Source organism: Paenibacillus sp. SRL342 (assembly GCF_984798905.1).
In genome coordinates this window covers 3,829,378-3,853,885 of sequence record NZ_OZ481790.1, presented here as the reverse complement: position 1 = coordinate 3,853,885, position 24,508 = coordinate 3,829,378, and the positions used below count along the sequence as shown (strand labels likewise).

The following is a 24,508-nucleotide window of genomic DNA, read 5'->3' as shown; positions in this document are numbered from 1 at the left end:
TGTTTTGGTGCAATAAAAATTGATCGCCACCCTACAGCAGTTCAAAATGAAGTTGAGTCTCAGGCAACTCTGTATTCCCTTTCCACTGATTTGCACCGTATCCCAATTCCAGAACCGCAGCAATGCGCTCGTTATTCAGTACACCAAACATTTCAGTACGGCTTGGGTCGTACATCCAGTCATGCAAGGTACAGCGCACACCCAGACTTTGCTCATGAGCCAGCAAGCGGAAATTCTGAATTAGGCAGCAGACAGCTGCAAAGTCCTCTTCCCGCTTATATTGATCCGCCTCTTCCTTCACCAAGACCAGAAGATATGCAGGGGCAGGCTCCTGTAATCCCTGCATGATGTCCCCATACCGGTTATCGGCAAAGATAAATCGCCACGGCTCTCGGAGTCCATCATTTGGCGCCCATACGGCATGATTAAGCAATTCAAGGATGAGGTCGTGCGATACCGGTTGTTCCAAAAACTCACTCGGACCGCCCATGACTCCTTCCAGATCTGACAATTTCATTTTATACCCTCCTCTTCTATGTAGACTGTCCTCGCAATACGGTCCATTTCTGCTCGGCTGGTGTTCTTTTCCGACTTCTTGGCGCTTTGTCGTAATATCCTATATGAAGAATACCAACAAATCGTTCATCCTCACGTAAGCCAATTCCATTGAAGAACGCTTCATGCTGAATCATGGACTCTGTATCCCATAACATTCCTAACCCTCGTTCCCAGCCCAACAGTTGGAAGCTCTGCATCACCCAGCAGGCAGCCGCATAATTGCGGTCATTGGTCAGACGATCCGGTCCTACAGTCGACATAACAATGACGTGCGCAGGAATATCGGTAAATCTCTTTTTAAAAACATCCAGAAGTTTCCCTGGAATCAACTTGCCGAGCTTGCTTTGTGACATCTGTTCCAGCATGCAGTCTACCAACCGTTTGCGTGCTTCTGGAGTTCCGGCATATACTACACGCCACGAGCCAGACTCAACAGACGGTTGAAGCCTTATAGCCTTACGCAGTAATGCTACAATTAACTCCTGGTCCACCGGCGTAGAGTTACATTTACGAATACTCCTGCGCTCCCTGATCAATTCCGCCAGACTCAAATGCTTCACTCTCCTTTGTTCTATCTGGATTCAATATTCATACTGCTGTCTTGAAGAAATTGATGGATTACTTTTAGCTCCGTTTCCGAGTATTTGTCGAGAGTACGATAGAAGCGCTCAGCCTCATGTATATGAAGACGTTCATGCAGTTCAAAGATTTTTTTGCCCTGCGGTGACAACCGGAAATAACTTTCCTTTTTGTTGTCGTTCATTTTCGTCCGTTTGACGAATCCTTCCTCCAGCAGTTTGTTGCCAATTTTGGTGATACTTGCTTTGGACAAATTCATCGCCTCGGCAATACCCGTGTTGTTAATAGGCTCATGCTTGCCTATGCAATCTATCATATGAACCGCGGTCAAATGCTGAGGGATTTTCTCGATACTTTCTCGCTGGGCGATACTTAGGAAATGCTCGATTTCTGTATCCTTGTGGTTCTCATACACATGTAGAAAACGGATAAATTGGTCATAAAGCAACTGTTTTGTTCGATCTTTTGAGATCATTCTTTGATCGCTCCTTATTTACTTGTAAACAAAAATATCATTTAAATAGTAGGGTTTTTCTAAATAAACCCTTATATTTAGTTTACTAGTGAACAATATATCATGAATGATAATGCTTATCAACTTTATTCTCTGGCATTGCAACAACTCTACAAACAAAGACAGAGACCTGCGTTGAACTGAATATCTTTTATTGAGACTGCAATCTTCGTTGGAATCGCTACCAGCATGTGGACATGATCGGGCATCATATGACCTTCTATAATTTCTACTCCCTTGTACTTGCATAAACGTTTTGAAAATTTCGATTAAATCTTTTCTGACTTGATTATAGATTTCTTTCTGTCTATACTTCGGGGTGAATACAATGTGGTATTTGCACATCCACTTTGTGTGTCCAGGCTGTAGCTCTTGTTTGCCAACTGGCTAAAGCCGTAAAAATAAAATAAGGGCGGATATACTCCGCCCTTATTTTTCGTTAGTCTCACGACACACACTTAAACATGCGGTCCTTTTCCTTCGTTTCACGCCTGATCGGCTGCCAAGAGGTGTTTTTGAATATTTAATATAGCTTTGGTAGTTTGTCCAATGTTATAGCATAGTTACAGTGATATGCACTGCGCAGCTCCTCTTTTGTCGTAAACTTCTCCGTCCTACCAAAGTCCTGGGACCAAGTCATAAACCACAGCCACGGGATGCGCGAGGTGGACAAGCTTCTAATACTCGGAATTGGACCAATCTCCCCGATAGCAGCAAGTTTTGGAGTTCGTGTAACACCAACCAGTTCATCATATTCCTTCCGTAAATCCGTATGTTGGTGAGCTGGGGGATACATATCCCTGGAAATAATGTCAACCACGTCATCCCCAACGTAACCTTCGACCAACGGTGAGTTCCACACCCAAATTAAATTATTTAGATTATGATAATGCGTATACCTCTCATACATGATACGGTACAATTGTTTTGCGATTTCCGGGCCTTGACTGCCCCACCAGAACCAAGTGCCTTCCGCTTCATGAAATGGTCTCCACAAGATCGGAATACGTTTGTCGCAAAATTCCCGGAGGATATTGGCCATATGGTCCATATCGGACAACAGGGCTTCATATTCTATGGTTCCTTCCGTAATCGCTTTACTTACGTTAAAATTTGTATGCTCCGAATAGAAGCTTTTATCCCGTCCGCCAAGCGGTGAAAACCAATGCCATGTGAACGTAAGCAAGCCTCTGTTGTTCTCCGTCCACTCCCAGGCTTTTTGCAGCGTATCCTGGTTTTCAGCGATTTCCAGCAAACACTCTTCGCCACTATCGTCATAATTAATGTTTGGAGAATACCCAAGAAGCTCGAATCCGCATAGTGCCGGCCACTTCCCTGTTACTTGATAGATGTAGTTTAATTCTTCTTGCACCATGGTTTGTGTGTGCTGTCCCGTAATGATGCCAGTCCCTTGAATCTCGTGGAAATAGTTGAGCACAGAACGTACTTCTTCCGATGCATTAGGATTGCAAGGTATCGATTTCATCGTATCCTGCCTTTCTGTCTATTCTCAATTACATGCTATTGACCGCTCCACAGTTTAACACGGTCTTTCACATATTGACCAAAAGCCTCTTCCATCTCTTCCACTCCAGCCTTTTCCAATTCCGCCATGTACTCATCCCAGACTTTATCGAAATTTTCCGGTTTGGCCATTACAGCTTCGGGAATTCGTTTCCATGTGATATCCTTCATTTTGGCCATTAATATTGTCGCCTGGCTATCGCTTGGCAAAGCAATATTGTAAACGGCGCCGGCTTTTCTTTCAGGAAACTCTTCTTCTTTTGGGAAAAGATCTCTCCAATGCTCGACTTTGTAAGCGGCCAAAGCATCTTTTTCGGGTGCACTGTAGGTCGCCGTTAAAAGGTCACTGTTCGTTTTCGTATAATAATTGCCTGTAGAGTCCTTAATTCCATCACCATAATGAACCGATAGGTTCCAATACAGGCCGAGACCCGATTCCTTCATGTAAGCACTACCTTCGTTGTCCATCTTTTCTTGAACATCCTTCGGTACAGTTCTTTTTCCATTCTCTACAACGTAATCTTGTCCTTCGATCCCCCAGTTCATCAGAATCTGTCCTTCTTCCGAAGCCAGGTAATCCAAAAATTTGATTGCAGCCACAGGATCTTTGCACTCACTGGAAATCGCGATCCCATATCCTCCGTCAAACCCAGCGGACCAGAAATTAGTATCCTTATACTCTTCAGACAATGTTACTGGATAATGACCGTAAGTCCGGTCAAATTTCCCTGCAGCCTTCAATGCCTGTTGAGCATCACCATAGTCCCATGCAGGGTCGATCAGGCCAAGCACACGCCCAGATGAAACCTTGGATTTGAATTGATCCGTCTTTTGGACAAAACTTTCCTTATCCAATAAACCTATGTCGTTCATATGGTTCAGCCAGCGGAAATATTCTCTTTCCTCTGGACGGCGGAAATGATAAGTTACATCAAAAGTTTCTTGGTCCACATAGTACTCTCCATCATCCGGTGCACCTGTCGTAAAAAATCCCATGTTCGTCACCTGATACATATGCCAGTCATCCGCATTAATGGTTAGTCCGATATTTTTGTTACCATTATCATCTGTTGGGTGTTTAGCTATATAGTCTGTAAGGACCTTCTCGTAGTCCTTTACCGTACGAATTTCAGGATAACCAGCTTCTTTTACAACCCGATGTTGAAGTTGGAAGCCACCGTCGGCTTTGAATTTACGTTCATCGATAGCAGACCAAGTCGGAATGGCATAGATGGCTTGATCCTCCAAACTATATTTGGCACGAACAATCTTATCGCCAAGCATCTTTTTAATATTAGGCGCATGTTCTTCAATCAGGTCCGTCAGATTGAGAACTGCACCGACATCCACTAGCTTGCCAAGATCAGCCTTAGCAGCTATGAGATCGGGAACTTCACCAGTGGCAGCCATGATGGATACCTTTTGCACTGGGTCCCCCACTGCGAATTCAGCATCCAAAACGACACCTGTTTTCTCTGTGATGACTTTTCCTATACGGTCATTCATATTGTTCCAGTTAGGACTTCCATCCTCTGAAAAATAAGTAAGTGTGATAGGATTTGAGCCATCTTGACTTGCTGATTCCCCACCACCACTTCCACTGCAGGCTGCGAGCTGACTGAGCAACAGACCAGCTGAAAGTAGTGTTACTGCTGTTTTTCGGGTTCGCTTTCTCATAAAAACAACACTCCCCATGTTTCAGATAATTTAAGGATACAAAGTCATTTACGGTTAGAGTCTCATCAGCTTTTGACCGCACCTAGTGTCATGCCTTTTACAAAGTACTTTTGCAAGAATGGGTACACAATGAGAATAGGCACAGTTGCGATGATGGTAATCGCCATTTTGACAGCGTCAGGAGACACTTGCGACATCAATTGAGACATGTTTTCCCCACGTATATTGTTCGAGTTTGTGGTGGTACTCTGAAGCACTTTCATGAGCTCATACTGCAAGGTGGTCAGGGAGTCATTGGAACCATTATAAAGGTACGTATCAAACCAGGAATTCCATTGCCCGACAGCAAGGAACAAGGCTACGGTTGCAAGAGCAGGCTTGGTGAGCGGTAGTATGACACGCCAGTAAATGGTGAAATCGTTTGCCCCATCAAGCTTGGCCGATTCTTGCAAAGCATAAGGAATTCCATCAATGAACGAACGGATGATGAATATATTGAAGGCGCTTACGAGTCCTGGCAAAATATACACTGCGAACGTATTGATCAGATCCAGATTCTTGATCAAGATAAAACTAGGAATCAAACCGCCCGACACATACATTGTGATCGCCAGAAATACGGAAACAAATCGTCTTCCCTGAAACTCTCTACGAGCAAGTGTATAAGCAACCATCGAACCGCTTACTAGACCTGCCAGGGTTCCTATTAGAGTACGAAGCACCGATATTTTGAATCCCGTGATCAACCCCTCATAACTAAAGATGAGCTTATAATTTTCAAGAGTGAATTGTCTAGGGAAAATAGAAATACCGCCTCGAACAGTATCTACGGAATCGTTGAATGAAATGGCGAGCACATTCAAAAAGGGATATAGCGTCGCAATCGTAACGACTCCAATGAAAACATAAACAAAGGTGTCAAATATCAAGTCTTGGGGAGATTTTGCGCCTATCTTCGGTCGTTTGGGTGTGACGGAAGAAGTTGTCGGCTCGGATGCTTCCATGTCTGTTCCTCCTCCTTACATAATGCTTTCGTTAGCGAATTTTTTAAAGAGTCCATTCACGACGAACAGCAAAATCACGCTGATGACCGAGTTAAAGATACTAATAGCGGTACCAAAAGAATATCTCCCCATGGATAAACCGTAGTTCAACGCATACAGATCCAACACTTCGGAATAATCGCTAACCATGTGATTACCAAGCAAGAATTGCTTTTCAAATCCGATTCCTACGAGGTGGCCAATCGACATAATAAACAGTACGATGATTGTTGGCCTGATGCCTGGGAGTGTAATATGCCATATTTGTCTCATACGACTGGCGCCGTCTACCCTTGCTGCCTCATACAGTTCAGGACCAATCCCCGAAATGGCAGCCAAATAGATAATGGCGTTCCACCCTGTCTCCTTCCAAACATCGGCTCCGGTCACTATTCCCCAGAACAGTTGACCCTTGGCCATAAATTGTATCGGTTGGTCAATCAAATTCAGCCCCAAGAGCAAGTCGTTTATCGCGCCTCCGTCAGTTGACAGCATTTTGATGACGATCCCGGCGGCCACGACCCAAGACACGAAGTGAGGCAGGTAAGAAACAGTCTGTACGAAACGCTTCATAAACTGAACCCGTACCTCGTTTAGAACCACTGCGAACAATACAGGAAACACGAACCCAGCCACAAGCCCCATAAGGCTCATTGCCAGTGTATTTCTTAGCACCAAATAGAAATGCTCATCCTGAAACAGTGCTTGGAAATGATCGAATCCAACCCATTTTTGATCGAAAAAACCTTTGCCTGGTCTGTAGTTTTGAAATGCCATCGTCCATCCCCACAGAGGCAAATACTGAAATACAAACACCCAAATCACAAACGGAAATGACATCATGTACAGATATTTTTGATTCTTAAAGACTTTCCACTTTTGCGAATTTTTGTGTTTGCGTGTGCGGAACCTTCTCTCTTCTGTTATCGCTTTCATTTCATCCCCCCCTTTCCTCTTTCATCATAAAACGATTGTTATATTGGCGACATATCGGAGATCCAGTAGGATTTCATTCAATAATCTATACTATTTTCAGAAAAGACAATTTTGTTTTCATAAGTTGGTATAATAAAAATCCCCTGCATTAAACCATAAAGTGTACCCTTTGTAAAGGACATTTTGAAAAAAACTAGGCAACTTGTTGAAGCTGCTGTCTGTATTTTACAGGCGGCAGCTTTTTCAAATTCCATTGCCCTCGATAATGATTGTAGTACGTCATATAACTCTTAATTTCTCGTTTTACTTCTTCTAATGTTTCGCATTCTTTGATATTCGTTTCATCCTTAAAATGCCCAAAGAACGATTCTTGGGGAGCATTATCCCAACAATTTCCTCGACGTGACATGGATTGTCTTAATCCCATTTTCTTCACTACGGATTGGAATTGTGGATTCGTATAATGAAAGCCTTGATCGGAATGGATCAACGCATCTTTGGTTAAATGGCGATGCTTCTGTAATTTACGAAGCGTGTTTAGCGCAATTCCTATACTTAACGAAGAAGAAACTTCATACGCTAAAATTTCATTCGTCTGTGCGTCTTTAATCGTCGATAAATACGCACGTTTATTGCCTTTGTACGTTAAATATGTGATATCGGTTAATAACACCTTTCCCGCCTCGCCTGGCTTAAAATTGCGCTGTAATTCGTTTGGACATGTGCGATGTTCTTTCGTTGCTTTTGCCATTCTACGGGCTGGATTAGCCTTTCGAATGGGACAGATGATCTCAAATTTCTTCATGATCCGGCGAATCCGCTTCAAGTTGTACGTCACTTTGTACTGATTTTCTAACGTCATTTTGATTTGGCGTGCTCCTTTTTTTCGTCCACGAAAATGATACGCCTTTAAAATAATTCCCTTTACAATCTCATCTGTTTTGGCTTTAGCTACACGCTTCTGCACTGATTTTTTAGAGAAGTAATTGTAGTATCCAGAACGTGATACTTCCATAACAGCGCATAGATAGCTGATTAACCGTTTCATTTTATACGTTCTGCTCGTCCGATAAATGAGTTCAAACTTCAGCTCTGGTGCCACTTTTATTTCTTCTTCAACATCTGCCTTTCGAGTAGATCGAGTTTTTTTAGCAGTTCATTTTCCGCTCGTAACAATTGATTTTTTGCTTCTAATCGTTCAATCTTTTGTTCTAATGTTAATTCACGTTCCGAAGGGCGACCTGAATTCGTTTTACGTGTATCCTGTAAGCCCTCTACACCTGCTTCACGATACGAAGCACGCCAACGTTTTGCGCAAGAACGAACACGCTCCAAACCAATACATAGGGCATCTAAGCCCGCTGCCTCAAAAATATCTCGTGGCAGTTTCCCCTGTTCATTTTGAGCAATGAAATGGCGCTTAAATTCATCTGTGTACGTAATCGCCTTTTCACTAACAGCAATTACATTTGGATTCCGTTTTAGCAGTTCTTGTTCTTTCTTTGTCAGCAATCTTTTCGTCATAACATTTCCGCTCCAACCTCTTTTTTTTCATTATAAACAAAATACCCTATAAGATGGGCTTTTTTCAAAGTGTCCATCTTATAGGGTACATTTTACCAATGCAGGGGATTTTTATTATCGCCATATTTATTGAGTGGCGCTCAACTTGAACCATGCACTGGTATAATCTCCTGTAAGGGGAGGGATGATCAAGCCTGCTTGCATTAAACGATCCCCGCCGAAAGTTCCCATGTATCCACTCTCTCCACTCTCTCCAGTCACTTCATAAGTATACGAATGATCCAATCCTTTGAGCTGAAGTACATCAGCAGCAGGATTGGGCTTGGCTAAAACTCGAAAGTAAAATACGATAGCTTCGCATCGATTGTCCGAAACGAACATCCAGGAAGTTTCATTGCCTTGGAAAGGGCTCCGAAGTCTAAATAGATCCCCCTGTTGTATGAGAGAACGATGTTCTTTGTACATGGCAACCTGTTCTTTCACCTGGATTTTTTCGGCATCCGTGAATTTGGTCAGATCAAGTTCATAGCCAAAGTTTCCCGACATCGCAACGTCCCCTCTGAATTTAAGCGAGGTATCGCGGTGAACTTGATGGTTCGGCACGGCGGAGACATGAGCTCCGATGGTACTGACGGGATATACCAAACTGGTCCCGTATTGTATTTTTAAGCGTTCCACGGCATCCGTGTTGTCACTTGTCCAAGTCTGCGGCATGTAGTAGAGCATTCCGGGATCAAACCGACCTCCACCGCTGGAACAACTTTCGAATAAGATTTCCGGAAATGCAGTCGTCAGTTTATTTAAAAGTTCATAGAGCCCAAGCACGTACCGATGTGCAATCTCCTGTTGATTCTCGGGTAAAGCCGTTGCGGAACCAATTTCGGTCAACGCGCGGTTCATGTCCCATTTTACGTAAGAAACAGGTACGTTGGTGAAGATTTCAGCCAGTGCATCATACAAATAATCACGGACTTCCGGCCGTGAAAGATCCAATACCAATTGCCAGCGGGCTTCCGTCCGGCGACGGCCTTCAACGTGCAGGCACCAGTCGGGGTGCTTCCGGTACAGATCACTTTCGGGTGAGATCATTTCAGGTTCAAACCATAATCCGAATTGCAAGCCTTGGCGTTCAATCCGCTCTGCCAAATCACGCAAGCCGTTAGGAAGCTTTCTCCGATCTTCAACCCAGTCTCCGAGCGAACTATTGTCGCTGTCACGTTTGCCGAACCAGCCGTCATCAAGCACCAACAGTTCAATCCCCAGATGAGAGCCTGTCTCGGCAATCGCTTCAATCTTTTCTGCAGTGAAATTATAATAAGTTGCCTCCCAATTGTTCACAAGAATCGGTCGCTCCTTGTCCCTATGCACGCCGCGGCATAAACGGTTCCGGTAGAGTCGATGATAGATTCGGGACATGCCTCCGATCCCTTCATTTGAATATACCAATACAGCCTCAGGAGTTTGGAAGGATTCGCCAGGAGGAAGTAGCCAACCAAAATCAAATGGATTCAGGCCAATGCCCAAACGAACAACACCAAAAGCATCCACTTCCGCTTCGGCATGGAAATTACCGCTATACACCAGATTTACAGCAAAAACCTCCCCATGATCCTCATCGGCTCCCGGGCTAACGACAGCCGCAAAAGGATTGTGCTGATGACTGCTCATTCCACGTTTGCTCCCAAGACTAGTACCTCCTGGGCCCAGGGGCCTGCGTTGAAGATGCGCCTCTCGAGCCCAATGACCCGCGAGGTATAACAATTCATAATGGCTCTTGCCATACAAATCAACATTGGCACTAAGCGCACGTAAAAGTTTGATCGTGCTGTGACCGTTGTTCTTAAAGTGAACTGACCTGGTAATAGCACCATCCCTGAAGATACAATATTTCAGAAGAACGGTGATTCCTGCGTACGCATCCTCCAGTTCCAGCTCCAAGGTATCTGCTTCATGGTCTGTTTCCGTATACACATACGGCAGACCATCAAGTGCTGGTTTACCAGCGCCGGTTGAGTACCCTTTGAAGCGTAGCTCTGTAATGCGGCTCCCGTCTTCAAGTAGAACTTGATAGGCAGGCGATCTGAAGTCACCTGTTCCATATTGCGGATATTCATGAGGCATGGAGCCTAGCTCCGTTTTTTCCAGACCTGGTACAAGTTTTTCAAGGTTTCCTTTCTCGGACAATCTTTGTCCCCAATATACCAGTAAAGGATAGCCGTCTATGATTTGAATAACATAACTGGTTACGCGGGATTGCAGATGAAAAATATGCTGTGACTCGTTAATATAAATAGCCATTACATGATTCACTCCTGTTAAACTAGATTGTTCCTGCTCAATAATAAAATGTATCCCTTTTCGATTTAGGGACTACCATACAATCCTTCGGGAAGTTCATCTAGCGTGATTACGTTGTCATGATTGTATACCTTTTTCAAATATTCCTTTGTATTCGTTTTTCCGTCGCGCAGATAATCTCCAGTCCAGGTATTGAAAAAGTTCCAATGTGCGCCGTAAGTCTGGAGCAGATCAGGATCCGGAATAGGCCCGTTTTCTGCAAGCGCTACAAGCTTTTTGTGCTTGCCCAAAAACAAGAGTTCATCATACATGGCAATGTTAGGGCTATGATCGCCCGCTGGATTGTAAACGTCGATACTTACAATGTCGACCATATCATCGCCCGGGTACCACTCCTCCTTCACAGAGTTCCAAACCCAAATGAGATTGTTTAACTGATGGTGATCGGTCAAGCGTTGGTACATTAGTCTATATAATTTTTTGGCAGGTTCGGGCCCTTTGGCTCCCCACCAAAACCAGCCGCCCTCTGCTTCGTGCAGTGGTCTCCAAAGTACGGGAATGTTATGATCCTGTAGCCGCTTCAACTGAACAGCGATGGCATCAATGTCTCGAATTAAAAGCTTGTAATCTTCCGATTCCGGATGATTCAGGGCATATTCTACATCGAAGGTTGTAAACTCGGTATTAAAACCTCGCCACCATTCGTGGCCCGGTTCGTTGCCGCCTATTCCCTTCGGCGCATTCCAATGCCAGCTTAATGATACTATTCCTCCGCGTTCGTACCATTCAATCATCTTCTCCACCTCGTTTGAGGTACTTCCATTTTCAACACGGGATGGAGAATAATCCATCAAATCACTGGAAACCAGCGCAGGGGATTTTCCTGTCTGCTTGTAGATCCACTTCGCATCTTCCAGTGTCTGCTGTCCTGAAATTATCTTCTTTCCATATTGGCTGGTCATAAAATCCAAGAGTGCTTTGGCTTGGGGAGTTGCTTTGGAATTACTTAAGGTATCCATCTTTATATCCTGTTTGGATACGTTGGGCTCTATACGTTTGAGCTTGATGTACTCAATACCATAGTATCCCCACCCCCGTAAGATTTGGATGGAGTTACTGCCTTGGTTCAGAAGCACTTTGGTCACCTTTTTTTCAGCACGGACCTGCCCTGGGTTGGGAGCATTAAGCATCAATTCACCAGCACCTGAACCATTCACTTGAATAGAGGTTGTTTTGTCCCCATTTCCTTCTGGAATGTAATATCCCAAGCTCAACTCATACAGGCCATCTTCCGGTGCTTCAACCTTGAATGCAGCGCTTCCTTTAGCTGAATTATCTTCTTCAAAAAAATAAGAAATGTAACCTTTGCCATCATATAACTTGTCCATTGCTTTGGCAGTTGTCCCGTCCCGTTTCTCAATCCCGTACCCTTCTAGCTGAGCATCTTTAAATGTTACTATTAATGCTTGTGTTTGATTAGGTTCAACAACAAATCCGGGTACCGTAATGGCTGCTTCCACCCTGGAATGAGTGAAACTCGACATGATGATGCCCAAAAAGAAAAAGGCCGATCCTAACATTAAATAGGTTTTATTTGACGCTGCATACCTTATCATTGAACCTGATTTAGTCTTCATTTTATGCCTCCCCTCCATTCATTACATTCCTGTTATCGCTTTCAATTGTTATGGTCCCTCCTTTCGTATCAACTATATTGGCTGAGGAGGCTCTGGGACATATCACAAATCTTAAATCCTTTCATTCTAAAATCCTTTGTATTTTCAGAAAATACATACCTTTTCATAAGGGAATTAAAAAACTCCCCTACTGTTCGTTACTTCCGTTCGTAGAGGAGCATGGTTTAAGGTTATTCTTTTTTTTGATAAAAAGAAGGTGACTCCCCTTCTAGTTTCTTGAATTTGGTGTAGAAATAATTGACGTTTGAATATCCTACCCTTTCAGCCACTTCGTAAACCTTCATATCCTGAGCCAGTAATTCTTTCGCTTTCTGAATCCGTATCCGATCAAGATAGGCGTTGAAATATTCCCCTGTGTAACTTTTGAAGAGTTGGCCCAGATAGGAACTACTGTAGTTAAACAATACGGCAAGCATTTCTAATCTTAGGTTATCCCCATAGTGCCGATCTATATAATCCAGCAATCGCTTCATTTCATTGTCTTTACTATTGTAATCTGCGCATCGAGCGAGCCTCTCCATAACAACAGAAATACGGTCGACGAGATCCTGAATATATCGGGAATGATATACTTCAGCAAGGAATTGGGCCGGGTCTCCTGGATAATCGCTTAAAGACCAGACACGGGAATGAATTTTTCGAACTGTTTCATTAGCAAGATAGAAGAAACGGTCACGGATCTCCTTTTCATCAGCCTGATTAGCTACTTGTTGTAATGCTATTTCGTTCAAAAATGACGAGATTGCACTTGCATGCCCAACATCGACCAGATAATGCAACCTGAAAGCTTCTTCCTCCTTATTTGACATAGATAATACTGAAGAATGGACAGTTTCCTGTCGATAGCTTTCTGGTGTTTCCTCAGTGAGAAGCCTTCCTCTGTCATAGAAAAAACTACGCTCCAAAAGGGATTTTGCTGTTCTAAACGAATGAACAACTTCCTCAAGAGACCGCACGGGCTGCCCTACTGCTATGTCCATTTCAAATCGAAGCTCACCTGATAAGAGCTGGAGATTCTTGTGAAGCTCGGTCCATCCCAATTCGCTAACAGGAGAGTTACTTAGCAATAAAACAATGTATGGTGCAAAATATAAAACGAACCCTTGACGTTCCGAAGTGTAGGTTCTGCTGACTACATTTTTGAAATTCTGAATTTGTTCGCTTTCTTCTGGATCTGAACCTGAGAACCCGATTAAAACGATCTGATACGTAGTCCAGCTGATTTCAAATGAGTCTGACCACTTACTCAAAATGGAATCCTCTGAAGCATGATTACCGGTTAGTAGAGAATAAAGTATCCATTCCGGTGTATTCGTTTTTTGTAACATATTTTTTTTCTGCACGTTTGAGAGCTGTTCATGAATCTTTTGAAGTGATGCTGATAGTTCTTCCTTGTTTACAGGTTTGAGCAGATATGCTTCAACACCGAATTGAAGAGCTTGCCGCGCGTACTCAAAATCGGCGTAACCACTGAGTATAATGACATGACTGATCCAGCCACGGTGACGGATCTGCTGAAGGAGTTCCAATCCGTCCATGCCTGGCATACGTATATCAACCAACAATACGTCGGGAATCGTTTCTTCGAATATTCGGAGAGCCTCATTTCCACCAGCTGCCGTTCCAATCACTTCAAATCCCAATTCCCTCCAAGGTATTAACGTTTGTAACCCCAAACGTAGTTTGGGTTCATCATCAACAATGATCACGGAGAACATCAGGTTCCCCTCCTTCCTTCGGAATACAAAATGTGAAGCAGGTGCCTCTGCCCTCTGTGCTTTCAATTGAAAGCCTTGAACGTGTACCGTAGGTAAGTTCTAATCGGTCGTTCACGTTACGTAGCCCAATACGATCCCCGGCTTCATCGGAGTTCATTAACTGTTTTTTTATCTCATTCATTTTCTTTGGAGGTATACCCGCACCATCATCATGGATTTCTACAAATAACGTCCCCTGATCGTTAACCTTCGTTCGAACAGTGATCAACGTTGGACCCTCTTTGCGATCCAACCCATGGAGTATCGAGTTCTCAACCAAAGGTTGAATGATAAGTGGGGGGATTTCAATGTGTTCGCTTGCTGGGTCGATTTCCATAATGTATTGAAGTCGGTCTTCGTACCGGAATTTTTGAAGTTCCAAGTAACAACGAACCATGTTTAACTCATCTGAAAGTGGGATCTGGCGACTTCCGACCTCTAAACTATTTCGGATCAACACGCTAAGCTGCCATACAGCTTGGGCTAAACCCTCTTCCCGGCGAAGATGTGCTTCCATTCGAATGGACTCAAGTGTATTAAACAGGAAGTGGGGATTGACCTGGCTCGCTAACATCTTAAATTTAATATCATTTTGTTTTTGTAATAGTGTCTGTTTCTGCTGGTTACTCTCTTCCACTTCCAACATTAGTTCACTGATTCGATGAACCAGATCATTGAATTGTCTGGAGAGTTGGCCGATTTCATCTTTTCCATCGAGGTCAAGATAAGTATCCCAGGACACCGTACCTACTCGGGACATGTGCTTACTAAGTCGAAGCAATCTTCTCGCAATAAATGATGCCGAAACATAAACAAGCAAAACTGCGATGATTAGACATCCACCTATAACAAATGTAGCCAATCGTATGATAGCGTTTGCATCATGTAGAATCTCAGACACGGTAAAAACGGAAATGATACGTAGTCCATTCCAACTATTCTGTGGAGTTATGTTTGCTATAACCACCTTCGAATTTTTCCCATCCATAACAGCTTCGTAGCTACCCTCCGTTTGAGACAACATATTACTCCCGGCATGCACAGAGGCAAGGTTTTTACCGTAGAGATCAGGGCGGTTGGCTGCCACAATATTGTTGTTGTCATCCACGATCATCGTTGAGAAAGTCTCTTGGGATAGGATAGAGTTTAGCAAATCAGAATTCACATTAATCACCAAAACACTTTCATTTTTCAACTCATCCAGATTGATTTTTCGAACCAGACTTAGATAATGTCTATGATCACGCTCATCCTGAATATAGTCCCAACCTGCAAGCCCCTTTTGACTCAAGGCGGCTCTATACCACTCAGACTGTTTCGTTTGGTCGTCTGGCTGCATAAATTCCCAATTATTAAGCATTGTTGAATTAGACGTATATAACCGAATTGATTTTATTTCCTTATACAGCCGCATATAATCCCGAATGTCAGTATATTGACGATAGGTTTGGATAACTTCGTTATAACTTTCATAATTGCGGCTTGCTATGGACTTCATTCGGTTATCATTGGAGAGTTGATAGGAAATATCAATAGCTACATTGATAACTTCCTCGGTCCTTTTCTGTACACGCTCCACGTTATTGGTTGCTTGTTCAGCGGCATTCAGGATCATGACTTCCTTCAGCTTGCTTGTTAGATAGATACCACTTATTAAAAGTGGGAGTACGGCCACGGTTATAAAGATCAATGATAGCTTACTTTTAAGTCTGATGTCATTTAGTACTCGGATAAAGCGCATAGCACGGGCCTCTTTCCTATATGTAGTTCCGATAATGATGGATGAAATTCACATATGATTAATATTGTACTATTTCCTTTTTACATAAAGCCAAATCTACTCTTCTCTTTTTGAATAGTCAATGAAACATTTTATATGGGATCGAGAGGGTCCGATTGGTTCGTAGTAGGTCAGAGTTATTTCATATCGAGTTTTTCTAACTAATAATAAACCAAGCAACCGATCATATGATCGGCTGCTTGGTGAGGGTAAGTCTATCAAGGCAATTATTTAAAATCTTGCATTAAATCATCGATGACTGCTTTTACAGTTCTAATCTCTTTAATTGGTGTAATTCCTGTGCCGACAGTAATATAGCCATCGTCTGTATTGCCTTCTAGCATTCCGATCCGCATTCCAATTGATCCACGCATCAATTTTGCTGTTTCTTCACGACTGGCACCTTGTTTATCCATATCGACTAGTTTATTCGCCAATTTAGTAGGTAAAGAACGATAGTATGCTGGTAAAGTACGGAACATTAGTAAATCTTCTGCTGTAGCATCTACAATCATTTGTTTCACCTTTTCTGCTGCTGGATTTTCTTTTGTTGGAATAAACACACTGCCAGCAAACACACCTTCAGCGCCTAAAGCAAATGCGGCACGCACTCCTCTAACGTCTCCAATACCACCAGCTGCCATTACAGGAATATTTATAGCATCTACAATCATGGGAACAATCGAAAATGTTCCAATAACTCGTTCTGGAACCGTACCCCCTTCATCAAATCCAGTCGCTACATAAACATCGATTCCAAATTGTTCTGCAGCTTTTGCATTTTCAATAGTAGGCGTAAGGGGTCTATAAACAATTTTAATATTGTTTTCTTTTAATGGTTTAAAGATTCTTTCATCCAGTATATCATTCACCAGAACAACAGGAACTTTCTCGTCAATAACTGTTTCTATAAGTGGCCATGTGTAAGCTAAATCACGATTCACGATCAATGGAATGCCAAATGGCTTATTCGTTAAAGATTTGGTTTTTTGTATTTCAGTTCTCATTCTTTCCGCACTTATTTCGGGTGAGCGGGTTATATCAACCTGACCGGCATTTGGACCTAGAAATCCTAATCCACCTGCATTGCTTATTGCTGCAACCAATTCGGCATTAGTAACCCAAGACATTGGTCCTTGTATAATTGGCTTTTTAATATCTAATATTTCACATACTCTGTTAGTCATTTTATCTGTTCTCCTCTTGTTAAACGAATTTTATATTATTACTTCGTGTATTTATTTTCTGGGTAAGGTAGACCTAAATTTCCCCGAAGTGTGTCGTCCTCATATTCCTTACGGAATATGCCTCTATCTTGCAAGATAGGAACAACCAATTGGATAAAGTCCTTAAATCCTGCCGGATGATCTTGTCTAATCAGCAAGATATCCATGATGCCTTCTCGATACCAATGTTCGATTTGTTCGGCAACCTGCTCTGCCGATCCTATCAATCCAGGTTTCGGCATTCGATAACTTTTAGGCATCCATGATTCAATTTCCCTTAGCTTTTCCAGGGCTTCTTGTTCCGTTCTACCAACGATCGGGTTGTGAGAAGGCATCATCAACAGGTCATATGGTGAACGCCCTTGATTTTGAACTTTACGTTTAAGTTCATTAGTGAATGCCTTGAGATATTCCAAATCATGTCCTGGTGCCATGATGACTTCGGCATGCTGTGCAGCAATATCCATGAACTCCGGTGAGGTGCCCGCTTGAAAGACCACTGGTCTTCCTTGCCTCGATCGACTGATGTTTAAGGGACCCTCCACGGAAAAGTAATTCCCGGTATAATCTAGCGGATGCATTTTAAGCGGGTCATAAAATATCCCACGTTCCTTATCACGTATAAAGGCATCATCTTCATACGAGTCCCAAAGTCCTTCAACAATCTCCAAAAACTCTTTTTTCATGGGATAAAGATCTGCTTTCTTCAGATGGGACTGACTGTAATTGGCTAATCCTCCAGGATTGGAGGTAATTGCATTCCACCCTGCTCTGCCTTTGCTAATCTTATCAAGGGAAGCGATTTGCCTAGCAACCGTAAAGGGATCAGCGTATGAAGTCGCTATCGTTGCGGTTAAACCAATGGAATGAGTCACCATACTCAATGCAGATAGAATGGATACACCCTCAAACATGCTTAGATAGTGCGGGATCATGCCAGGTCCGATATGACTTACGTCTGCCAAAAAGATCAGATCGAACTTTCCTTGTTCAAGTTGTATGGCTTTCTGTACGTAATACTCAATATTTTCACTGGCATCTGCTGGAATATGAGGGTGTCTCCAACCCGTGTAATTCCATCCCACGCCATCAATAATTCCTCCTAGTTTAAGCTTTCTTTCTTCCATAATTGAATGATCTCCTTTTCACGAGTTCACTTACTTTCCTTGTAGAACACCTAATTCCTTAGCCAATAATTTATGCCCTTTCTTCCGACTCTCTTGATTCGGATAGAAGTCAGCGCTCCGTTACTCCTTGCCCTCTTAAGTTTATTATTTAGCTTGCTAACTATAGGAGTGAAAATATTTGGTTGTGAGCCAATCTTAAGCGTAATCGTTTCGTTTGCAAAGAGGGCAATTTAAATGAACATAGTACATCTTTTTGTACGTATAGAATGAGTCTGTCTTTCAAACCCAAAAGGCCATCCTTTGTTGGATGGCCGTGTGTGCTTTGATAAAAACCTCCAGTTGTCGTCCCCTTTGAGTCTATCCCAACCAATATAATTGGAATATCTATGAGATACGCCATCATGGAATATATCTTGATTATTTCGCTAATATCCATTTTTGTCGATCAAGTGATGGATTCAGTTCACTCAGGAAGAGTTCGGTCCCATCTTCCGATACTTCTAATGCTACTTGATGATGAGCTGAAGTAATATGAACGGATCCGTCTTTGTTCTGGTGAAGGACCCAACGCTGGTTGTTATATCCTAAGTAATGATACAGCTGAAGTTTGTTTTGCCCTATATCCAGATCAAGCGTCTGACCGGCCGTAGTACGAATCGAATACGATCCTGCTTCGTCGCCTGTCGGAACAAATACCCACTTCTGGGTGGAGGCTGCACTTGCATCTTGCAAGGTAACCGGCTCCCCGTTGACAAGGTTAGCTGTGTAAATGGATTTCTGCGTTGCGGCATTTACAAGGCTGGACTTGGTGAGGTTTGCAGGTTCACCGTTGCTCACATTGACGTTCTGATAAGATGCGGAGCCGCCAAATACATGGAGTCCAAAGTGACCTTCTGCAAAAGTACCATCCATGATATCTATGACTTTTTGACTGTCCACGTGAACTATAATATGCGGACCATTCGCTTCTATTTTCACCTTATACGTATGACCTGGCTGAATGAACGTTGGTACTTTTGCAAGAACCTGCCGTTCTTCAAATGCTCCATTGATTTTGTAGAACAGACGGATTGCCTTCATGTTAGGGTCTAGATTCAGATAATAACCACTTCGACCATCTTCGCTAGCCCTGAACAAAATAGAACCTGCCCCCCCTGTTTCACCGAGCATCATGTCTGCTTCATACGTAAAATTCCCAGCCTTCTCTTTGGCAATATAATTCGCATCGCTAAAATATTTACCACGAATCCCATGTTCACTAACTAACCATGAAGCAGCAGACAGATCTTTAGCCCATCCACTCAGGTTTGTCCGGAACTCGCCACCTGAGACTTTAACGAGTACACTAGTGGAAGTTTTGCCATTCGGAGTAGATACGGTGACTGTGGACTCCCCTTCTTTTTTTGCCTTAATAACTGCTTGTGAATTATCTACCAAGTCTATGGCTATTACTTCGTTATTACTGGAATTCCACTTCAGCGGTTGAACGCCTAAACCCGGACCATACTCGACCATCGCCTGCAGTGTATCCGACTCGCCTACCCCCAATTCCCGAACGGTTGTATCCATCTTTATTTGAGCTTTTGAAGGAATGTCCCCATTCCAGACAGAGTCAAGTTGATGCACTTTCAGGGAAATAACGTTCACATTCCCACCTTTCACGTAAAAACTCATCGCTCTACTCGCAGGATCCGGAAATATAACATCTGAGAAGACAACTTTGCCGTCGTTACCAAAGGCTTCAACAGAAGACTCATCCACAAGAATACGCATCTTGATCCGATTATTCTCCATTTGCGTAGCCGCTTCATGTTTCTTGCTGAAAAGGTTAGAAAAATCCGTTTCACCGGATGCAGTTCGGTCCACAAACATACGACTATCGCTTGCCTTATAACCCACGACTGTCTTCTGATTTGCACCCTCACGAATGTTAAAGCCAAACTCGGTCGCTGTACTGGTTTCAGGGATTTCAATTTCAGCTTCAATTTCGTAAGCACCTGAAATAATACCTTTTAGCAGATTCCCGGAAGAAGGACTCACCGACTTGTTAGAAGCAGAGTACAACGGTTTTCGCAGTGATTCCAATTCTTTGATTGGACTTTGCGCCATCCGAATTCCATCTTTGGTTGTTACCAATGATACTTCTCTCGGAATGGTTAGTTCACCTTTCCAATTGGACGTTGGGAAAGCGAACGGATAGTCCCAATTCGTCATCCACGCCATCATCACTGTGCGATGATCAGGCATATTAGCGAAAGACATCGAAGCGTAAAATTCTTTACCAAAATCTGTTCTTAACACCTTACCTGCCGGATTATCGTTCACGAATTTACCATCAGCTGTTAAATGACCGATAAAATACTCGGCATCTGATCCGCCTGTTTTGGGATTCGCTCCTGTACTGATCATCATAACCCACTTCTTCTGTGATGTTCCGTCTACCGGAAGCTGGAACAGATCAGGGCATTCCCATACTCCTCCGCGGACGTAATCCCCATATCCCCAATTATCTGTCAATGTCCAGTCAAGTAAATTCGTTGACGTGTAGAAACGAATATGATCTCCTCCGGATACAACCATAACCCAGCGGTTATTCTCATCATCACGGATCACTTTCGGATCTCGGAAATCCCAATTCCCAGCTTCATTTCCGCTCTTACCCGGGTTCTCAATCACAATCGGGCGTTCCTTCGAATACTCCCAAGTACGACCTTGGTCTTTACTGTATGCCAGACCTATACGCTGGTTCCCATTCGGGCTATCCGGATTAAAGGAAGTATAGTATGCAATAAGGCCCTTACCTCCTGAATCTCCGAATAAACCAGATGCATTTGTCATATCCGCAACAGCCGACCCAGACCAGACATGTCCGTGATCATTCCAGGGAAGTGCAATCGGAAGTCGTTTCCAGTTCAGCATATCTTTACTTACCGCATGCGCCCATGTTCCTCCATCCTGATGGAAGAGATGATATTCTCCTTCGAAGTAGACAAGTCCATTCGGATCACTCGCTGAACCACGTATTGGCGTGTAGTGATATTGTGGACGATATATCTCATTGTAATATTGGCTCAGTTCCGTCACATAAGTATCCTGGAAGTAAGCCGTCCCCTTTTTTACGACGATTCCAGTACTTCCACTCCTGTAGGTTGAATCTTTCACGTCAATCGCGGCCGTAGTGTATCCGTCCAGGAAGACCTGAATTCGATCTCCCTTTGCCTTGATTTCCACATGATGTTTGGCTCCCATCTGACTCGGATAAGTACGTTGCGAACTTGCAATTACGGTCCCTTTTGTATTCGTCAAACTTACACGGACCTGATCTCCTTCCTTCGTAAGAGTAGCTTCATATCCTTCAGCTCCATCGCTTGAAGATCGAAATGCGAGAGCTGCAATAGAATCAGGACGAAGGGTAATATTCCCTTCATAGACCATATCAGTCGCATTTTTATTATAGACTTGCTGTGCTTTGCTCTCCTGTTCTACCGCCCCTCTTTTTCCGTTGATATCAGGCTGCCATGTTCCCTTGCTAGAAAGCACCGTACCCAAATTACCTTTCAGATCGCTCACCACGATGTTCGAAAACAAGGCGGATCCATCCCATACATGGAGTCCAAGCTTTCCGCTTTGATACGAAATGTCTTGAACATCAATTAATGGTTTGTATTGATTGCCCCAATATACTTTTAGCGAGGAACCCACTGCTTTCACTTTGAGATGATAGATTGGCCCCATTTCAACAGAAACTTTACGCTCCTCCTTTAATTTCCCATCTCCATTTCTTGCATCTCTTAACCGAATCAGACCTGCGTCCGGAACAATTTGCAACATGTACGAGCTAAAGCCATCCTCATTAGAACGAAACAACAATGTTGCGTCTGCCTTCGTATCCCTGATCATGACATCAGCTTCATAGATAAAATCTTCGGACACCGTCTCTGAGATGGCCATTACATTTTCTTTAGGCTGTGAAGTTAGCAGGATTCCTTCTGAAGTATCCTCTAATCCCCCTTTTCCTTTCACTTGCCAGCCTATCAAATTGGTATTTAATTTGGATGCGCTTTCAAAAATATCAAGCTCCTCCTTTGCCTGTTTATTTGTTTCCTGATCAGCGAGTACAGCACTAGCCGCAATTGATTTAGATGTAAAAATACCGTTTGAAGTCAGAGCTAATCCGGTTGCCATCAGAAGACATATTGCATATTTAGATTTATCTTTCATTCCATACCCTCTTTTCTAATAATATTGTAAAGTTATTGCCCCGCGGAAACGGGTAAAAGTCCACTTAGCCCTAAATTGGTTTTGGACACCCAGTTCAGTCCGGTTGATTTTCCCAAATGCTTACGAGATCATTGATTTGAAGCGACATGACTTTTAGTTCTCCACCAATGGCATAGAGTTCCAGTCCTCTACTTTCCAAGTCGGGGAAAATCGTGTCTGAAATGATAGTTGTCCCGTTGTTGCCAAAGATCTCTATGCTTGACCAATCAACATAGATGCTCAATCGTATCCGTTTATGCTCTGGCTTCATGAGGGCCTTGTGTTTTGCAGCAAAATCGGGATGAAAATCAACAGTGTTTGACTTCGTCCGATCGACAAACAACTCCTCATTCAAGACATTATATCCGATGACTGTCTCTTGGTTGGAAGAGGTAGACTTTCGCACCTTGAACCCAAATTCTATTGCATTACCAATTTCGAATTCCGCAATAATTTCCATCTTTGCAGCAGAAACAGCAGACAAAACGTTCATATCCGGTTTAATTGTAATGTCTTGTAGAGACAGAATTGATCTTCTAAGTTGATTTAACTCAGTTATGGGTGCTTGAATTAAGCGAAGTCCTTCCGAATACGTCCTAAGTTGAATCTCTCTTGGAATTGACATATGGCCACGCCATTCTTTAGAAGGAAGAGTGGAAGCGTAACGCCAATTATTCATCCAGCCGACCCAAATCTTTCGCCCATCCTCATTCGGGATACCATCCCAGGTCACGGCCGCGTAAAAGTCAGATCCGTAATCTATCCATTGGATTGTTTCGAATGATTCCAATGTTTCATCTAGTGTAAAAACCTTACCATCAAAGTGACCTATAAAATACATCATGCCAGAACCGCCTGCGGGTGGTTCTGAATCGTTTGGATTTACGCCATTTCTATCTCCGACACTTAGTGTCAGAATCCATTTCGTGGTATTGGGGTTCTCATCCACTTGGATTTTAAAAACATCAGGACATTCAAATATTCCACGATGGATGCCAGGAATATCAGAACCGAAACCGCTTGCAAAAGACCAATCCTTAAGATTTGAAGATGTGTAAAATTCTACACGGTCGCTTACAGCCAGAACCATTACCCAGTTTGAAGATTCTTCATGCCAGAATACTTTTGGGTCTCGAAAGTCTAGCGTATCCGTGGGGAATAAAACAGGGTTACCTTCATATTTTGTCCAGGTTCTACCTTTGTCCTTGCTGTAAGCGATGCTTTGAACCTGCGGTTTACCGGGTTGAGCGCTGTTATCGTTATTAGTATAAATAGCTACCAATCCTGATCCTGCTTCGTTGAAGAATCCACTGGTATTGTTCTTATCGACTACCGCACTTCCCGAAAAGATCGCGCCATCTTCCCCAGGCGAGATGGCTGGTGGAAGTTCATCCCAATGTATTAAATCATTACTTACTGCATGCCCCCAATGCATTCTGCCGAAGTCAGGCTGCGTATCATGAGGAGTATATTGGTAGAAAAGGTGATATTCTCCTTCGTAATAAACCATTCCGTTAGGATCGTTAATCCAATTTCCCTTAGGGGAATAATGTATTTGCGGTCTGTATTCATTTTTATAAATAAAGTGTTCTGGATCTTTGCTGATACTATTTTCACCTGATAGATGTACTTTTTTAATTTTATTCACGCTCCCTTAAGCTACTTAGAATCTAAAAGAAGAAATATGCATTCCTTATTAACAAAATAATCCACTCGTTTTCATTTGTCAAAGTATTTTTGTTTAAATGAACACTATTTTTTATGTATATATCTGTTTTAGTTTACATTTACACAATTTATGACTGATTATAGAAAATAAAAATTTTTATTTAAGTTGATCTAATCATTTTTTTAATGCTTTAAACCTAATGGTTTACAAATGTAAAAATGGTTATATCTAAACTTCTCTTTACTTGTTCAACAAAATATCGTTAGTATTAAACCCAATTTTACCGATAAAACAAAAAAGCCGCTAAAATAGCGACTTCAATAGGAGTATATTTTTATT

At 42.8% G+C, this 24,508-nt stretch carries 16 protein-coding genes and 1 pseudogene; all 17 read right to left on the bottom strand.

From position 1 onward, the window contains the following. Positions 1-31: 31 nt before the first annotated feature. Positions 32-517, bottom strand: coding sequence for a nitroreductase family protein (locus AC4E8D_RS16830; RefSeq protein WP_221821408.1), 486 nt, complete (start codon positions 515-517; stop codon positions 32-34). Between the two features lie 16 nt (positions 518-533). Beyond that, complete coding sequence (locus tag AC4E8D_RS16825) at positions 534-1,118, bottom strand: nitroreductase family protein (protein ID WP_313771457.1); 585 nt, start codon at positions 1,116-1,118, stop codon at positions 534-536. A gap of 11 nt (positions 1,119-1,129) precedes the next feature. Then, on the bottom strand, positions 1,130-1,612 hold the full coding sequence (locus AC4E8D_RS16820) for a MarR family transcriptional regulator (protein WP_221821406.1): 483 nt from the start codon (positions 1,610-1,612) through the stop codon (positions 1,130-1,132). 194 nt (positions 1,613-1,806) lie between these two features. Next, a pseudogene (gene tnpA, locus AC4E8D_RS16815) lies at positions 1,807-1,996 on the bottom strand (IS200/IS605 family transposase); the annotation flags it as partial. A gap of 178 nt (positions 1,997-2,174) precedes the next feature. Next, entirely contained in the window at positions 2,175-3,137 is a 963-nt protein-coding gene (locus AC4E8D_RS16810) for a glycosyl hydrolase (RefSeq protein ID WP_221821405.1), read from the bottom strand. Between the two features lie 35 nt (positions 3,138-3,172). Beyond that, the gene (locus AC4E8D_RS16805) at positions 3,173-4,852 is read right to left on the bottom strand and encodes an ABC transporter substrate-binding protein (RefSeq protein WP_221821404.1); all 1,680 of its coding nucleotides are present in this window, start codon (positions 4,850-4,852) and stop codon (positions 3,173-3,175) included. 65 nt (positions 4,853-4,917) lie between these two features. Then, a complete protein-coding gene (locus AC4E8D_RS16800; protein ID WP_076210480.1) occupies positions 4,918-5,856 on the bottom strand; it encodes a carbohydrate ABC transporter permease in 939 nt (312 codons plus the stop codon). 15 nt (positions 5,857-5,871) lie between these two features. Then, a complete protein-coding gene (locus AC4E8D_RS16795) occupies positions 5,872-6,831 on the bottom strand; it encodes an ABC transporter permease (protein WP_221821403.1) in 960 nt (319 codons plus the stop codon). A 193-nt stretch (positions 6,832-7,024) separates the two neighbouring features. Beyond that, positions 7,025-8,355, bottom strand: a protein-coding gene (locus AC4E8D_RS16790) for an IS3 family transposase (protein WP_490204968.1) whose coding sequence is annotated in 2 segments (ribosomal slippage) — positions 7,025-7,974 and positions 7,974-8,355 — 1,332 coding nt in all. Because the reading frame shifts where the segments join, the coding sequence is not laid out codon by codon here. A 126-nt stretch (positions 8,356-8,481) separates the two neighbouring features. Further along, positions 8,482-10,653, bottom strand: a complete 2,172-nt coding sequence (locus AC4E8D_RS16785) for an alpha-galactosidase (RefSeq protein WP_490204967.1) — start codon at positions 10,651-10,653, stop codon at positions 8,482-8,484. 65 nt (positions 10,654-10,718) lie between these two features. Then, positions 10,719-12,290, bottom strand: coding sequence for a glycosyl hydrolase (locus tag AC4E8D_RS16780; protein WP_260632758.1), 1,572 nt, complete (start codon positions 12,288-12,290; stop codon positions 10,719-10,721). Positions 12,291-12,520: 230 nt separating this feature from the next. After that, positions 12,521-14,059, bottom strand: coding sequence for a response regulator (locus AC4E8D_RS16775; RefSeq protein ID WP_490204966.1), 1,539 nt, complete (start codon positions 14,057-14,059; stop codon positions 12,521-12,523). Further along, on the bottom strand, positions 14,046-15,848 hold the full coding sequence (locus AC4E8D_RS16770) for a cache domain-containing sensor histidine kinase (RefSeq protein ID WP_221821400.1): 1,803 nt from the start codon (positions 15,846-15,848) through the stop codon (positions 14,046-14,048). Before AC4E8D_RS16770 ends, AC4E8D_RS16775 begins: the two co-directional genes overlap by 14 nt. 266 nt (positions 15,849-16,114) lie before the next feature. Then, complete coding sequence (locus AC4E8D_RS16765) at positions 16,115-17,074, bottom strand: NAD(P)H-dependent flavin oxidoreductase (RefSeq protein WP_221821398.1); 960 nt, start codon at positions 17,072-17,074, stop codon at positions 16,115-16,117. Positions 17,075-17,112: 38 nt separating this feature from the next. Continuing rightward, on the bottom strand, positions 17,113-18,240 hold the full coding sequence (locus AC4E8D_RS16760; RefSeq protein WP_221821396.1) for an NtaA/DmoA family FMN-dependent monooxygenase: 1,128 nt from the start codon (positions 18,238-18,240) through the stop codon (positions 17,113-17,115). Positions 18,241-18,657: 417 nt separating this feature from the next. After that, on the bottom strand, positions 18,658-22,461 hold the full coding sequence (locus tag AC4E8D_RS16755) for a GH32 C-terminal domain-containing protein (RefSeq protein ID WP_221821395.1): 3,804 nt from the start codon (positions 22,459-22,461) through the stop codon (positions 18,658-18,660). A gap of 94 nt (positions 22,462-22,555) precedes the next feature. Continuing rightward, positions 22,556-24,148, bottom strand: coding sequence for a glycoside hydrolase family 32 protein (locus tag AC4E8D_RS16750; RefSeq protein WP_221821392.1), 1,593 nt, complete (start codon positions 24,146-24,148; stop codon positions 22,556-22,558). Positions 24,149-24,508 lie beyond the last annotated feature (360 nt).

What these genes read in the sequence shown, in the direction of transcription:
- AC4E8D_RS16820 (WP_221821406.1), bottom strand. Translation starts at nt 1,612, where the DNA reads ATGATCTCAAAAGATCGAACAAAACAGTTGCTTTATGACCAATTTATC.
- AC4E8D_RS16760 (WP_221821396.1), bottom strand. Translation starts at nt 18,240, where the DNA reads ATGGAAGAAAGAAAGCTTAAACTAGGAGGAATTATTGATGGCGTGGGA.
- AC4E8D_RS16800 (WP_076210480.1), bottom strand. Translation starts at nt 5,856, where the DNA reads ATGGAAGCATCCGAGCCGACAACTTCTTCCGTCACACCCAAACGACCG.
- AC4E8D_RS16810 (WP_221821405.1), bottom strand. Translation starts at nt 3,137, where the DNA reads ATGAAATCGATACCTTGCAATCCTAATGCATCGGAAGAAGTACGTTCT.
- AC4E8D_RS16805 (WP_221821404.1), bottom strand. Translation starts at nt 4,852, where the DNA reads ATGAGAAAGCGAACCCGAAAAACAGCAGTAACACTACTTTCAGCTGGT.
- AC4E8D_RS16780 (WP_260632758.1), bottom strand. Translation starts at nt 12,290, where the DNA reads ATGAAGACTAAATCAGGTTCAATGATAAGGTATGCAGCGTCAAATAAA.
- AC4E8D_RS16755 (WP_221821395.1), bottom strand. Translation starts at nt 22,461, where the DNA reads ATGAAAGATAAATCTAAATATGCAATATGTCTTCTGATGGCAACCGGA.
- AC4E8D_RS16765 (WP_221821398.1), bottom strand. Translation starts at nt 17,074, where the DNA reads ATGACTAACAGAGTATGTGAAATATTAGATATTAAAAAGCCAATTATA.
- AC4E8D_RS16770 (WP_221821400.1), bottom strand. Translation starts at nt 15,848, where the DNA reads ATGCGCTTTATCCGAGTACTAAATGACATCAGACTTAAAAGTAAGCTA.
- AC4E8D_RS16795 (WP_221821403.1), bottom strand. Translation starts at nt 6,831, where the DNA reads ATGAAAGCGATAACAGAAGAGAGAAGGTTCCGCACACGCAAACACAAA.
- AC4E8D_RS16830 (WP_221821408.1), bottom strand. Translation starts at nt 517, where the DNA reads ATGAAATTGTCAGATCTGGAAGGAGTCATGGGCGGTCCGAGTGAGTTT.
- AC4E8D_RS16785 (WP_490204967.1), bottom strand. Translation starts at nt 10,653, where the DNA reads ATGGCTATTTATATTAACGAGTCACAGCATATTTTTCATCTGCAATCC.